Source organism: Pseudomonas sp. MUP55, from assembly GCF_034043515.1.
Lineage (GTDB): Bacteria > Pseudomonadota > Gammaproteobacteria > Pseudomonadales > Pseudomonadaceae > Aquipseudomonas.
Map to the genome: position 1 here is coordinate 2,712,609 of NZ_CP138214.1, position 13,931 is coordinate 2,726,539.

Genomic DNA, 13,931 nt, shown 5'->3' on the forward strand with positions numbered 1-13,931 from the left:
GTGGGGCAGCTCCTTATCGTTCGGCACGCCTGGTTAGACGTGCGATGACTTTGCATAGAGACTTTGCATAGGAAAGGAGCGCGCTGTTTGTGAGAAAGTTCACCCAGGGTTCGTGTCGGGATGTTTTTCGAACCCTTGACCGCAGGCTTCACCTAAGCCTTTAACCCTTCCCTGATTGCTTATGACAGGCGTTCCCATGACTTATCCTCGCATCGGCTTTGCATGCCAGTACAAGCATCCCGAGCGGCTGCCGTCCGCCAGCGCCCTGAAGTTGATCGAAGGCCCGTTCAACCCGCGCACCACCACACTGCGCTGGATGGACAGCGTCGAGCCGCAGGTGGCGCGGGATAAACTGGTCGAGGTGGTCACCCACAACCTGGCCGCGCAATTGCGCCTGCTGGCGTATGTCGCCGAACTGCCGCCAACCTTGCGCATGCTGCGCCTGAGCAGTGATCTGCTGCCGTTCTACAGCCACCCGAAAGTGGCCGCCGCGTATCAGGACCCAGCCATCGCGCGCCAGTTGCAGGAAGGCTTTGCCGCCATCGGTGAGCTGGCGCGGGCATCGGACATTCGCCTGTCGTTCCATCCCGGCCAGTACTGTGTGCTGGGCTCGGAAAACCCCGGCGTGGTGGAGAACAGCCTGGCGGAATTTGAATACCACGCCGACATGATCCGCATGATGGGCTACGGCCGGCGCTTCCAGGACCTCAAATGCAACGTGCACATCGCCGGGCGCCTGGGCGTGGAGGGCACGCGGGCGGTGTGGCCGCGCCTGTCCGAAGTGGCGCGTAACTGCATCACCTTTGAGAATGACGAAAAGACCTACGGCCTGGACCATTGCCTGCAGGTCGCCGACCTCGCACCGGTGGTGCTGGACATTCACCATTGCTGGATCAACGAAGACCACTACATCGACCCCGACTCCCCACGTGTGGCCCAGGTGATCGACAGCTGGCGCGGCGTCCGGCCCACGATGCATTACTCCCAGCCCCAGGAAAGCCTGCAGGCGCTGGGCTTTGACGCCGAGCATAAGCTGGAAATGGCGGCCTTGTTGCAAGTGGTCTCCAAGCGCGACCTCTACGCCCACAGCGCGCAAATGTGGAATCGCTGGACAAACGACTACGCGCTGCAGTTTCTCGACCGCTTCGACATCATGCTCGAAGCCAAGGACAAGAACCTGGCCGCCCTGGCGTTCTACCGGTATTGGCAGCAACGCGCGGCTTGAAACATGGCATGCTTTACCGCCCGACAAAGGAAGCGTCCCATGGCTACCCTGCACCTGCTCTGCGGCAAGATTGCATCCGGCAAGTCCACCCTCGCCAGCCGCCTGGCCACTGATCACGCTGCCATCCTGCTCAGCGAAGACCATTGGCTGGCCACGCTGTATCCCGGGCAGATCAAGACCATCGCTGATTACCTGGCCTGTGCCCGGCAGATCCGCGGTGTGGTGGAGCCGCTGGTGATTGAGCTGCTGAAGTCGGGCGTGAATGTGGTGCTGGATTTTCCGGCCAATACCCTGGCCAATCGCGAATGGCTGCTCGGCCTGGCGCAGGCCGCCCAGGTAACGCACTGCCTGCATTACCTGGAGCTGGACGACGCCGCCTGCCGTGCTCGACTGCACGCACGCAACGCCAGCGGCGAGCATGATTTCGCCGCCACCGATGCTGAATTCGACCTGATCACCCGCCACTTTTGTGTGCCGAGTAAGGAGGAGGGGCTGGTGATCGAGGTGCATCGCCTGTGAGTGCTGAACGACCTATGGGTATTGACGCCAACGGCTATGTTGTCACCGTCGGCGCGGTGCCCGTGCAGCCTGAGTTCGAGCCCTTGCTGGCGGATGTGGTGGCGACGCTTTCACAGCCCGCCTTCGGGCTGGATGGCATTTACCTTTATGGCAGTGTCGCCAGGGGTGATGCCAGTGCCGAAGCGTCCGACCTTGATCTCACCCTGATCCTGCGTGATGCCCCCGACGCGCGCATGCTCGAGCAGCTTGAACTGGCGCGGCTGGCGCTGGAGCAGCGGCATACCTGTGTAACCAAGGTCGATTTCGACATGGGTCACCGCGCACAGGCATTGGCGCCGGAGAACCACAACCGCTGGGGGTTTTGGCTCAAGCATCATTGCCGATGCCTGTGGGGCGATGACCTCGCGGTGCGGTTCGAGCTATTCAAACCCTCCCGTGACATCGCCCTGGCGCTTAATGGTGATTTTGCAGAGGTGCTGGGCAATTATCGTGCAGCTATTGCTCAAGCCGAGGCAGTGGAGCAGCGTCTGCGCTTACAGCGCGAAGCTGCGCGCACGTTGATTCGCTCCACTCATACGCTGCGTTCACCAGAGGCATCGATGTGGCCGCAAACGCTGGAAGAGCATGTAGCAATGTTCCGGCAGCATTACCCGGCAATGATCACCCAAATCGCGTACTTCCTGTTCGAAGCCAGAAATCCCAGCGCCGAGCGCGAGGCGTTCCTGCTGCGTCTTGATGCATTTGCTAACTGGATAGCTGCCCAGCCAGAATAATCCCCACAACCTGTGGCGAGGGAGCTTTCTCCCGCTGGGGCGCGAAGCAGCCCGCTCTTAGCTTTAAAGAATGGGCCTGCTGCGCAGTCCAGCGGGAGCAAGCTCCCTCGCCACAATGACCGTTGTGATCGGAAAGGGATCAATCAAATGCGCGAGCGCAAGGCGTTCTCGCTGGGTATTGATGCATTTGCTAACTTAATAGCTGCCAGCCAGAACAAACCCCACAACCTGTGGCGAGGGAGCTTGCTCCCGCTGGGGCGCGAAGCGGCCCCGCTCTTAGCCTTAACGAATGGGACTGCTGCGCAGTCCAGCGGGAGCAAGCTCCCTCGCCACAGTGACCATTGTGATCGGAAAGGGATCAATCAAATGCGCGTCCGAACAAGCGCTCAACCCAGCAGCGCTTGGGTCTCGACCACTCTGGCATAGTCCATCGCCAGGTTACTCAACGACAGCGCATGCACGTCTTCCGCCGGCCATAGCCGTCCCGACAGATCGGTCTGGTCGAAGGTAAAGCAGGCGTCCGCGACCACGATCACGTCAAAGCCCAGGTTGCCAGCCGAGCGTGCCGTTGCCTCGACGGAGTTGTTGGTAATGACGCCAACGATCACCACTTGCCTGATCGAGCGTGTGTGCAGCCAGCGCTCCAGCCCCGTAGCGGTAAACGCATCCGGAACGTTTTTTTCCATTACCTGTTCATGGGCGAGGGGCTGCAGCGCGTCCTGGAATTCGCAGCCGGGCTGTCCTGGCCAGAACACCGAGCCAGGGGAACGAGAGATATGCCGCACATGGATAACCGGGCGTTGCGCCTGTCGCCATGCACCAAGGAGTTGCTCTATGTGCCGCTCAGCGTCTGGGTTATTGCGCCGGCCAAGCGAGGCGCCGGCCATGCCTTTTTGCATGTCGATGATCACCAACGCCGCGTTCATCGCTAACGGATCCATGGTCTGTCCTTTGACGTTCGAAGGGCGAAACATAACAGCCAGGGCAGGGCGGCGGACAGTGATTTGCGCGCCATGTGCCCGGGCTTCAATCCGTCACACCGGCAACAACCCCGCCTCCTGATAGCTCTGCACCAATTCATCATACAAACCAATATCCGCCCGGGTGCGAGCGATCAATTGTGCGCCGGCGATGGCGGTGTAAATCGCACGGGCGCGGCGCTGGCACGTGTCTTCATCGCCCAGCTTGAGCTCGGCCAGCCGTGCGGCCAGCCACGCCACGTTGATTTCGGCGAACGCGACGACTTCCTGTTTCACAGGCTCAGGCAGGTCCTGGTATTCCGCCGCCATGAAGCTGGACAGGCACAGCCGGTTGCCGTTTTCGAGTGAGGTTCGAAAAATGCTCGGGTAGCGCCGCAGGCATTCGCGCGGGTCCGGCGTTTCGCGGTGGATCGCGTCGAGCACGTGGGCGGTGTCTTCCCAATAGCGTTTGGCGACTGCCGCGCCGAGGTCGGCCTTGCTCGGGAAGTGGTAGTAGATACTGGCGTTCTTGATCCCCACCGTTTCACCGATGCTGCGAAAGTTGATTCCGCTGTAGCCGAAATGCTGCGCCGCGATTTTGGCGGCTTCCAGAATGGCTTCTCGGGCGTTTTCGCTCACGTGTTGAGTCCTCGGTGGCTGGGTGACAGTGCCGATTCTACACCTGAATAATTTTACCTGCCAACTGACAGGTAGAGGTTGACGGGCGCGAATAAAGCGCTCAGTCTTTACCTACCACTTGACAGGTAGGCGAGAAAATCATGACATCCCAACACACCCGATCCGACAGCTCCACTGGCTCCATGATGAAAATCTACGACTGGTACAACGGCCCTTACCCAGCGCGTGTTCGCATCGCCCTGGCAGAAAAGGGGCTGCTTGCAGACACCCGGTTCGAGTCCATCAACCTCTGGGAAGGCGAGCACAAACAGCCTGCGTTTCTAGCCCTGAACTACTCCGGCACCCTGCCTGTGCTGGAGTTGCAGGACGGCACGCTGATTGCCGAATGCACGGCCATCACCCAATACCTGGACAGGTTGGACGGCAACCCGCAGCTCACTGGCAAGACGCCGACGGAGCAAGGCCTGATTCACATGATGACGCGCCGCGCGGAAATCGAATTGATGGATGCGGTCAGCGTTTACTTCCACCACGCCACCCCTGGGCTGGGGCCTCATGTCGAGCTGTACCAGAACGCCGAATGGGGCGAGCGCATGGGTGACAAGGCCGTACGCGGCATGCGTCACTTCGACGCCATCCTCCAGACTCGGCCCTTTGTGGCAGGCGACGCGTTCTCGATGGCCGACATCGCCGTGCTCGGCGGCCTGATATTCGCGTCACTGGTCAAGCTGCCCGTGCCCGAGGAATGCCATGCGCTGCTGGCCTGGCATGCCAGGATGAACGAGCGCGCCAGCGTCAAAACCTGGCACGCGATGGTGCAGGAGGGCGATCGACAAAACTGAAAATCCGCACGCGCGCAGGGCCCGCCCATGGACGGCGGGCCGCTGTGCGTTTTTCATGATGGCGATTTGTTCGAAGCCATCTGCGTTTGCCTTTACACTGCGTGCCCCTATTTTCAGCAAGGATGCTTTGGATGCGTTCGTTCGTCAGCGCTGTATGCCTTTCCATTACCTTCGCCGCCAGCGCCTGGGGCGAACCGCGCGCGTTTTCGGTGGACGATCCGAGCGGGCACTACCGGGTGGAAGTACTGTTCCCCGATGCGCCGCAAGACCTGCAACAACTGGCGCCGGCAGTCATCACCCTGCGCGACAAAACCACCCTCGCCATCCTGCAGCAATTGCAAACCCCTGCCGGCAATGTGCCGCTGGATCAGAACGGCAAGACCAACGCCGATCACTTAACCGGGGAGCACGGCTTGTTGTACTTCGCGGATATGGACGGCGATGGCCGTCAGGACCTGGCGATCCGCAACGGCAGCAGCGAGGATGACGAGAGCCAGTACCATTACGACGTCTACCTGCAGGACCCACAGCAGCCGCAATGGCGGCGCAACGGGCCGTTGTCGGAGCTGGCCAACGAAAACTTCGGCGGCATGTTTTCGGTCTCCGCCAGCGACAGCATTATCCATTCCCAAACCGACAAAGGTTGCTGCTGGACCCGCTCCAGTCGCCTGCAGATGCGCGACGGCCAATTGGTGCGGCTCAATTCCTACACCCAGGCAGAAGTCCCGCCTACGGGGTACGCTGAAAGTGACACCAGCATGCCCGGCGGTTACATGCTGCGCACCACCGGTGAATGGAAGGACGGCAAGTGGCTGGAGACGCCTCGCCTGGAAGGGCCGGTCAACGAAGACCCGCAGTACCTCGTCGGCACCCTCAAGGGCAAGATCCCGGTGCAGATCTGGTATCAGCAGCAGGGCGATGTACTGATTGGTGAGCTGCGCTATACCAAAAGCGGCAGTGGCGACTTGATCAAGCTGGTGGGCAATCAGGAGGAGTACGATGGCAAACCGTTTATCTACCTCTACGAGTATGCCGATGACGGCCGCAGGACCGGCATCTGGCGCATCACCCGGCAAACCGTCGCGCCTTATGCCTACACCGGCACCTGGGTCAGCGGCAACACGCGCAACACGCCGGAACTGGCCATCGATTTGCGCCAGGAAGACCGCGCTGCGCAATACAAAAAACTCGGCGATGTGCCCCGCGACCAGCGCAGTGGCCACTATCAGATGCGCAACGACTTCCTGGGCCGCGACGGTGACCTTGAGCTTAATATCCTGCCCGAGCGCGATGCCCAAGGCCGCGAAATCGCCGAGTTCAGCGTCACCCTCAAGGACGCGGGCACTTCCAACGTCATCATCACTGAGCAGCACCGCGTGCCGATGGAAACCGATAACCTGATCATCGTGCGTGGCCCCCTGGCGCCCCAATCAAACGGGCCGTACCACATACAACTGGTGAAGAATTTTGCGGTGATCAACCACAACTCCAGGCCGGACGCGCAGGATTACTTCACGGGGATGTACCGCAAGCAGCCTCGCTGACACCGGTGATTGCCCACCTGCCCACTGAACCGCTACCCTCGGTTCGACTTCCCTATCCACGACCGTAACAGTGAGTCACGGTCTGCACTGAATCAGGACGATGAACGACTATTCTCTGAAACTGGCCAACTACTGGCGCACTTCGTTGGCCGACGCCGAAAACGGCAATGGCGCGTTATCCCCCCAACATGTCCAAACCTACGCTGCGGTGCCCCTGGGTGCATTAGCCGTCGGTTGTTTGCCGGTTGAACAGGTAGACAGTCTGTTTGCCGGCGAACCGGCACAAACCCTTCATGTGGATGTCACCCTACGCCCGTTTGTGTACGCCTCGCGCCTGGAGCACCGCCAGGTGCGCAAAGGGTTGCCGGCGTTCATCACACCGATCATCTGCCGGGTGTCGGTCACCCGCGACGGGCGTATCTATCCGACCGGACCCACGCTGGTGCCGCGCGATATCCTCGAACCCTTGGATCGCGACGCCTTCACCATCGGCGCGCAGCACGACCTGGATACCTTCCTGACCGCGCAGGACGCGCCGCAGTTCGAGCCGCCATCCGCCGGCGCGCAGGTCCAGCCCGAGCACTACCGCGAGCAATGGCTCACCTACCTGCGCTACTGCAAGACGATGTTCCAGACGGTCTGCAACGCCTGGAGCGGCGCGGACGACGGCTTTGATCCGGTCAGCTATTGCTACGTGTTCAAAGAGCAGAAGGCCGACGGTTTCAGCCGCAATATCGTTGCGCTGTACGATCACCTGCGCCTTGGCAAGCCGGATGTGCCGTTGTTCGAGCGCTTCGCGCAACGTGAGCGCATGCCCGATGAGCCGTGCCTTGCCGCCAACAGTCTGTTCGCCGGCCGAGGCGGGCACGCCGGTGACGAATACGCGCTGGCACCTGCCCAACGCGACAGCCTCGCGCACCTGCTGGCGGGTGAGGCCGGGGATATCCTGGCGGTCAACGGGCCGCCAGGGACCGGGAAGACAACGTTGCTGTTGTCGGTGGTCGCATCGCTTTGGGCCAAGGCCGCAGCCGAGGGCGGCGAGCCGCCGATAATTGTTGCCAGTTCGACGAACAATCAGGCGGTCACCAATATCATCAAGGCATTTGGTAAGGATTTTTCGGCAGGCACCGGTCCCTTTGCGGGGCGCTGGCTTCCCGATATCCGCAGCTTTGGCGCCTACTTTCCCAAGTCCTCAGCGGAAGCCGAGATGGCCCGCACTTACCAGACCAAAAGCTTTTACCTGGAGCTGGAGACGCAGGCTTATGTCGATAAGGCGCAGCAGGCCTATCTGGCGCATGCCGCCATCGCCTTCCCCGGGCAGACGCCGCCCACGCTCAAGAGCACCGTAGACAACCTTCAGGCGCAGATTCACCTACGTCTGAAGCACTTGAGCGATATCGAAAACGGGTGGGCAAGATTGAGCGCGGCGCGTGAGGCCCTGAAGGCCTTGCTCGGCGATAACCCCTACACGGCAATCGCTGGGCTTGAAGGCCAATGCCGGGTGCAGTCCGATCAGTTGGCAAGCGCCAAGGCACGCCTGAAAGACTTCCGGCACTACCTGGCCCATGAGTCGCTGATTTATACGCTGTTTGGCTGGTTTGGCCCGATTGCTGCCAAGCGCCTGCGCTTGGCCAAACTGCACATTGATGAAGCTGATGCACAGCTGCAGAGTGCCAGCGATGTGCATGAAATCGAGCGCCGCTTAAGCGATACCGTGGCGCATTGTGCGCAAAGCCTGAAAATCCTCGAAACCCGGCGTGAGCATGTGGGGCAGTTGCTGCGAGGCGAACAGCGCGAGTTGTTGAACTGGCAGGCGGTGATTGGCCGGTTGCCTCATGCTGTCGGCAAGCCCGCGTCCGAGGTGACCCTGGACGACTGCGACAGCTGGGCGGACACCTCGTTGCGCTTCGAGATTTTCCTGCTGACCACCCATTACTGGGAGGGACGCTGGCTGTTGGAAGTGGCCGATGAATTGCCGCTGATTCTGAAAAACCGCAATAAAAACGGCCGCAAAGCCTTGGAAAAAAACTGGCGGCGCTGGATGAAGCTCACGCCTTGCGTGGTCGCGACGTTCTACCGGTTGCCGGCGGAACTGCGGAGCAGTCGCCATGACGGCAATGGTGTTGTCAAGGATTATGCGCTGAACTTCATCGACCTGTTGATCGTAGACGAAGCGGGGCAGGTGCTGCCCGAGGTGGCGGCGCCGTCGTTTGCCCTGGCGCGGCAGGCGTTGGTGATTGGCGACACTCAGCAAATCGAACCCATCTGGTCGGTGCCGCCGTCGGTGGATATCGGCAATCTGCTCGCCGCCGGCCTGCTGTCGCGCAGCCGCGTGGACGATGAATACGAGGCCTTCTGTGACAGCGGACGCAGCGCCGCCAGTGGCAGCGTCATGGCCATTGCGCAGTCCACCAGCCGCTATCACTACGACCGCGACCTGGCACGCGGCCTATATCTGTATGAACACCGCCGCTGCTATGACTCCATCATCGATTACTGCAATGCGCTCTGCTACAAGGGCAAATTGCAACCGCGGCGCGGCGCCAAACCCCAGGGTGGCTTGCCGGGGCTGGGTTACCTGCACATCGACGGCCTGTGCCAGCAGAAGCAGGGCGGCAGCCGCCATAACCTGCTCGAAGCACTGACCATCGCTGCCTGGATCAAGGCCAATGAACAGCAGCTGACTCAGCGCTACGACAAGGAACTCTGGGAGATCCTCGGGGTGATAACCCCCTTTGGTGCTCAGACGCAGGCGATTGCCGAGGCGTGCGCTGCATTGGGCATTCGTACCGGCAAAGGCGACGGCGAAATGACGGTTGGCACCGTGCACTCCTTCCAGGGCGCCGAACGACCGGTGGTGATTTTTTCCGCGGTGTACTCCAAACATGCCGACGGCGCCTTTATCGACCGGCGCGACAGCCTGTTGAACGTGGCGGTATCACGTGCCAAAGACAGTTTTCTGGTGTTCGGCGACATGGACCTGTTCAGCCAGATCCCCATCAGCAAACCACGTGGGCGGCTGGCGCACTACTTGTTGAACAGCTCGGAGAATGCGCTGGCGTTCGATTTCCAGCCGCGGGCGGACCTGCTGACGGCGCGCACCGGCTTGAGTCATCTGCATGAATTTGCCGAACACGATCAGTTTCTGTTGCAGACGCTGGAAACGGCGCAGCAGCAGGTGCAGATCGTCACGCCGTGGGTGCGGCTGCACCGGATGCGCGAGAGTGGCGCCCTCCAGGCCATGTGCGGCACCGTGCAACGCGGGGTGCCGGTAACGGTGTACACCGACTTGCGCTTCAACACCGCCATTGGCCAAGGCAATTGCGGCGGTGACCAAGGTAAAATCGCCGAATTCAAGGAGGCGCTTGCCACCCTGGAACACCACGACGTGCAGGTGCGCGTGGTCAACAAGGTGCACAGCAAACTGGTGATGGCCGATGAGGCGCTTTTATGTGTGGGCTCGTTCAATTGGCTGAGCGCGGCGCGCTCGGGCGATTATGTGCACCATGAAACGTCCATGGTCTACCGCGGGCCGGACGTCAGCAGCGAGTTGGCAATCAATCGAAAAAGCCTGGCGCAACGCCTGAGCTCGCACAAACTGTAACGAGCCGCAATGCCGCACCACACCGCTATGCCAGACAGCCACGCGCTGCTGGCATAGCCATACCGATCAGCAGCCCGCACGCGAAACCCTGAGACTTCCCGGCGAAAATCTTCATAATGGCGGCCATTTTGTTTAGCTCGTTATTCTGGTGTGCCCGCATGGAAATTAAGGTCAACTTTCTCGACAACCTTCGACTTGAAGCCAAGTTCGATGATTTCACGGTGGTTGCCGACCAGCCGATTCGCTACAAGGGCGACGGTTCGGCGCCGGGGCCATTCGATTACTTCCTGGCTTCGTCGGCGTTGTGTGCGGCGTACTTTGTGAAGTTGTACTGCGCCACGCGCAATATTCCCACCGAGCATATTCGCCTGTCGCAGAACAACATCGTCGACCCGGAAAACCGCTACAACCAGATCTTCAAGATCCAGGTCGAGCTGCCAGCGGACATCTCCGATAAGGACCGCCAGGGCATCCTGCGCTCCATCGACCGTTGCACGGTGAAAAAAGTGGTGCAGGCCGGGCCGGAATTCGTGATCGAGGAAGTCGACAACCTCGACGCCGATGCGCAGGCGTTGTTGATGCCCAACTCGACGTCGGAGGCGGGCACCTACATCGCCGGCAAGGATCTGCCGCTGGAGCAGACCATCGCCAACATGTCGGCGATCCTGGCGCGCCTGGGCATGAAGATCGAAATCGCCTCGTGGCGCAATATCGTGCCCAACGTCTGGTCGCTGCATATCCGCGATGCCCATTCGCCGATGTGCTTTACCAACGGCAAGGGCGCCACCAAGGAAGGCGCGCTGGCGTCGGCATTGGGCGAATTCATCGAGCGGCTCAACTGCAACTTCTTCTACAACGACCAGTTCTGGGGCGAAGAACTGGCCAATGCGGCGTTTGTGCATTATCCGGATGAGCGCTGGTTCCAGCCGGGCCCGAACGATGAGTTGCCCAGCGAAATCCTCGATGCCTACTGCCTGAAAGTCTACAACCGCGACGGCGAGCTGCGCGGTTCGCACTTGTTCGACACCAACTCCGGTAACGAAGCGCGGGGCATTGTCTCGCTGCCGTTCGTGCGCCAGTCCGATGGTGAGGTGGTGTATTTCCCCTCCAACCTGATCGAAAACCTTTACCTGAGCAACGGCATGAGCGCCGGCAACACCTTGGCCGAAGCCCAGGTGCAGTGCCTGTCGGAGATCTTCGAACGGGCGGTGAAGCGCGAAATCATCGAAGGCGAATTCGCGCTGCCGGATGTCCCGGCCGAGGTCCTGGCCAGATACCCCGGCATCCTGGCGGGCATCGAAGGCCTGGAAGCCCAGGGCTTCCCGGTGCTGGTCAAGGATGCGTCCCTGGGCGGTGAGTTCCCGGTGATGTGCGTGACCCTGATGAACCCGCGCACCGGCGGAGTATTCGCCTCGTTCGGCGCCCACCCGAGCCTGGAAGTGGCGCTGGAGCGCAGCCTCACCGAACTGCTGCAAGGCCGCAGTTTCGAAGGCTTGAACGACTTGCCGCAGCCGACCTTCGAAGCCCAGGCGGTCACCGAGCCGAACAACTTCGTCGAGCACTTTATCGACTCCAGCGGTGTGGTGTCGTGGCGCTTCTTCAGCGCCCAGTCCGATTATGAATTCGTCGACTGGGACTTCTCCGGCGCTGGCGAAGATTCCAACGCCCAGGAAGCCGCGACGCTGTTCGGTATCCTGGAAGGCATGGGCAAAGAGTCGTACATGGCGGTGTACGAACACCTGGGCGCCACTGCCTGCCGCATCCTGGTGCCGGACTACTCGGAAATCTACCCGGTGGATGACCTGATCTGGGACAACACCAACAAGGCGCTGTTTTTCCGCGAAGACATCCTCAACCTGCACCGCCTGGATGAGGCGCAGCTGCACGCGTTGGTCGAGCGCCTGATCGAAAGTGAGCTGGACGACTACACCGACATCACCACGCTGATCGGCATCGAATTCGACGACAACACCACCTGGGGCCAACTGACCATCCTGGAGTTGAAGCTGCTGATCTTCCTCGCGTTGCAGCAGCACGAGGAAGCAAAGGAATGCGTGGAAATGTTCCTGCAGTACAACGACAACACCGTCGAGCGCGGGCTGTTCTACCAGGCGGTGAACGCGGTGCTGGAGATGGAACTGGACGAGGACCTGGAACTGGCCGACTACGAGGCCAACTTTAGGCGCATGTTTGGCAACGAGCGGATGGACGCGGTGATCGGCTCGGTCAACGGCAGCGTGCGGTTTTATGGGCTGACGCCAACCAGCATGAAGCTCGAAGGGCTGGACCGGCATTTGCGCTTGATCGAGAGCTACAAGAAGCTGCATGCCGCGCGGGCCAACATCATCCAGGCCTGATTTTGCACAATCAATGTGGGAGCAACTGTCTTATTGGATTCAATTCAGAAGTCATTTTCATAGGCAGCAAAGCTCCCACAGCTTAGGCCGTGCAATGCTGAAGGAAATTGCTGCTACCGAGCTAATCGGTGCGCTCTTTCCATTCAGTGCGGTCACGCAGCATCGCGTTCAGACGTACCAACAAAACGCGCATACAGGCGATCAACGCGACTTTGGCGCATTTCCCTTTATCACGTAGCGCCTTATATCGAGTCCCGAATTCTGGCTGGTCACGGATAACCACCCAACAGGCCATGTAAAGTGAGCGACGGGCTGAAAACCTTCCGCCACTAATATGGCGTGCACCTTTATGCCTTCCGCTGTCGTTGTTGTACGGAGCGAGGCCCGCTAGTGCCGCGATAGGGCGCCCTCCAATCTCTCCCAGCTCAGGCAGGTAAGCCATAAGACTGGTGGCAGTAACCAGCCCGATTCCTTTGACTGAACACAGTCGAGCCACCTTTTCGCTATCTAACTCGTTCGCACTTTGACGAATCAGTTGATCTATCGCCTCCACTGCCACGGTCAAATAGTCGATATGGTTCTGTAATGCAGGCTTTACCGCATCGCAGGAAGCTGTTTTCAGGCGTCGTCTGTCGTCATCTCTTTGCTGAACAAAATGCTCCCGCTGCTGGACCAACGCGCGCAGCTTATCGTGCTCCGGGCTTGTAACTCGGGCGCTTGGCGAGTCTAGAACAGCTGCATAGTGCGCAAGAGACTTTGCGTCTATCGGGTCGGTTTTGGCTTGTTTGCCCATCGCCCTGGAAAAACTCTTGGCTCGGTGCGGATTGATGCAGATGACATCAAGGCCCGCAGCCTGAAGCGCCTTCATGACTTTGCGCTCATAACCGCCAGTAGCCTCCAATACCACGCGACCAACCTGGTGAAGCAATAGCCACCCAATCAACCCAGGGAAATCTTCTTCGGCGTTAGCGCAATTTACCCCAACGTCAACCTGATTAACTCGAGCCTCAAGGCTGTCCTTGGAAACATCAATACCTGCTGGATAGGAAAACATAGCCAAATCCTCTTACACTTAATGTGAGAGCGCTCTGGCTTGGCCCACGCTTGTAACTGTTCGAGGTGGGCTCGTTCAACTGTTCGGGCTCATGTCCAGAGCGGAGAGGTGAGTAGCAGCGTGGGCTCCCACACGTGCTTTAAGCACTCGGGGCATTCAGCTTGCTACTCACCGCTCTCACCCTCAGTCTAATCCTGGCTCAAGACACAAGGGGGCTTGCTCCCGATGGCGGTGGTTCAGTCGACTAATCCAGTGGCTGACAGATGGCTATCGGGGGCAAGCCCCCTCCCACATTTGGATTTGTGGTGTTCGGGCGATTGGATGGGGGCCAGCCCAATGCACGCCATAACGCGGGGCCTGAGCCGGGCGCCGTCACCTGTGGGAGGGGGCTTGCCCCCGATGGCGGTGGTTCAGT

At 60.2% G+C, this 13,931-nt stretch carries 10 protein-coding genes; 7 read left to right on the plus strand and 3 right to left on the minus strand.

Annotated features, from left to right (window positions below; all coding sequences use genetic code 11):
- Positions 1-196 precede the first annotated feature (196 nt).
- From uvsE to SC318_RS12185, 3 genes are read left to right on the plus strand one after another with little or no spacing between them, the layout of a single operon-like run.
- Positions 197-1,225, plus strand: a complete 1,029-nt coding sequence (uvsE, locus tag SC318_RS12175; protein WP_320430993.1) for a UV DNA damage repair endonuclease UvsE — start codon at positions 197-199, stop codon at positions 1,223-1,225.
- 39 nt (positions 1,226-1,264) lie between these two features.
- On the plus strand, positions 1,265-1,744 hold the full coding sequence (locus tag SC318_RS12180; RefSeq protein ID WP_320430994.1) for a P-loop nucleotide/nucleoside kinase family protein: 480 nt from the start codon (positions 1,265-1,267) through the stop codon (positions 1,742-1,744).
- Between the two features lie 14 nt (positions 1,745-1,758).
- Complete coding sequence (locus SC318_RS12185) at positions 1,759-2,517, plus strand: nucleotidyltransferase domain-containing protein (RefSeq protein ID WP_413817625.1); 759 nt, start codon at positions 1,759-1,761, stop codon at positions 2,515-2,517.
- Positions 2,518-2,903: 386 nt separating this feature from the next.
- Here the strand turns inward: SC318_RS12185 and SC318_RS12190 are convergent, their stop codons facing one another.
- The gene (locus tag SC318_RS12190; RefSeq protein ID WP_320430996.1) at positions 2,904-3,458 is read right to left on the minus strand and encodes a cysteine hydrolase family protein; all 555 of its coding nucleotides are present in this window, start codon (positions 3,456-3,458) and stop codon (positions 2,904-2,906) included.
- 93 nt (positions 3,459-3,551) lie between these two features.
- Positions 3,552-4,115 (minus strand): TetR/AcrR family transcriptional regulator, encoded by a 564-nt coding sequence (locus tag SC318_RS12195; protein ID WP_320430997.1) that lies wholly within the window; start codon positions 4,113-4,115, stop codon positions 3,552-3,554.
- A gap of 185 nt (positions 4,116-4,300) precedes the next feature.
- Between SC318_RS12195 and SC318_RS12200 the strand changes: the two genes are divergently transcribed.
- From SC318_RS12200 to SC318_RS12215, 4 genes are all read left to right on the plus strand, one after another.
- A complete protein-coding gene (locus SC318_RS12200; protein WP_320431223.1) occupies positions 4,301-4,957 on the plus strand; it encodes a glutathione S-transferase in 657 nt (218 codons plus the stop codon).
- A gap of 131 nt (positions 4,958-5,088) precedes the next feature.
- Positions 5,089-6,501, plus strand: a complete 1,413-nt coding sequence (locus tag SC318_RS12205) for an XAC2610-related protein (protein WP_320430998.1) — start codon at positions 5,089-5,091, stop codon at positions 6,499-6,501.
- Between the two features lie 100 nt (positions 6,502-6,601).
- On the plus strand, positions 6,602-10,105 hold the full coding sequence (locus tag SC318_RS12210; RefSeq protein WP_320430999.1) for an AAA domain-containing protein: 3,504 nt from the start codon (positions 6,602-6,604) through the stop codon (positions 10,103-10,105).
- A 158-nt stretch (positions 10,106-10,263) separates the two neighbouring features.
- Entirely contained in the window at positions 10,264-12,462 is a 2,199-nt protein-coding gene (locus SC318_RS12215) for an OsmC domain/YcaO domain-containing protein (RefSeq protein ID WP_320431000.1), read from the plus strand.
- A 121-nt stretch (positions 12,463-12,583) separates the two neighbouring features.
- Here the strand turns inward: SC318_RS12215 and SC318_RS12220 are convergent, their stop codons facing one another.
- Positions 12,584-13,516 carry an IS110 family transposase gene (locus tag SC318_RS12220; protein WP_320427579.1) on the minus strand — a complete coding sequence of 311 codons (933 nt, stop codon included), beginning with the start codon at positions 13,514-13,516 and terminating at the stop codon, positions 12,584-12,586.
- Between the last annotated feature and the right edge of the window lie 415 nt (positions 13,517-13,931).

Bases quoted from the DNA above. Each gene is read 5' to 3' on its own strand.
- uvsE (WP_320430993.1), top strand. From the start codon at position 197: ATGACTTATCCTCGCATCGGCTTTGCATGCCAGTACAAGCATCCCGAG.
- SC318_RS12180 (WP_320430994.1), top strand. From the start codon at position 1,265: ATGGCTACCCTGCACCTGCTCTGCGGCAAGATTGCATCCGGCAAGTCC.
- SC318_RS12185 (WP_413817625.1), top strand. From the start codon at position 1,759: ATGGGTATTGACGCCAACGGCTATGTTGTCACCGTCGGCGCGGTGCCC.
- SC318_RS12190 (WP_320430996.1), bottom strand. From the start codon at position 3,458: ATGGATCCGTTAGCGATGAACGCGGCGTTGGTGATCATCGACATGCAA.
- SC318_RS12200 (WP_320431223.1), top strand. From the start codon at position 4,301: ATGAAAATCTACGACTGGTACAACGGCCCTTACCCAGCGCGTGTTCGC.
- SC318_RS12205 (WP_320430998.1), top strand. From the start codon at position 5,089: ATGCGTTCGTTCGTCAGCGCTGTATGCCTTTCCATTACCTTCGCCGCC.
- SC318_RS12210 (WP_320430999.1), top strand. From the start codon at position 6,602: ATGAACGACTATTCTCTGAAACTGGCCAACTACTGGCGCACTTCGTTG.
- SC318_RS12215 (WP_320431000.1), top strand. From the start codon at position 10,264: ATGGAAATTAAGGTCAACTTTCTCGACAACCTTCGACTTGAAGCCAAG.
- SC318_RS12220 (WP_320427579.1), bottom strand. From the start codon at position 13,516: ATGTTTTCCTATCCAGCAGGTATTGATGTTTCCAAGGACAGCCTTGAG.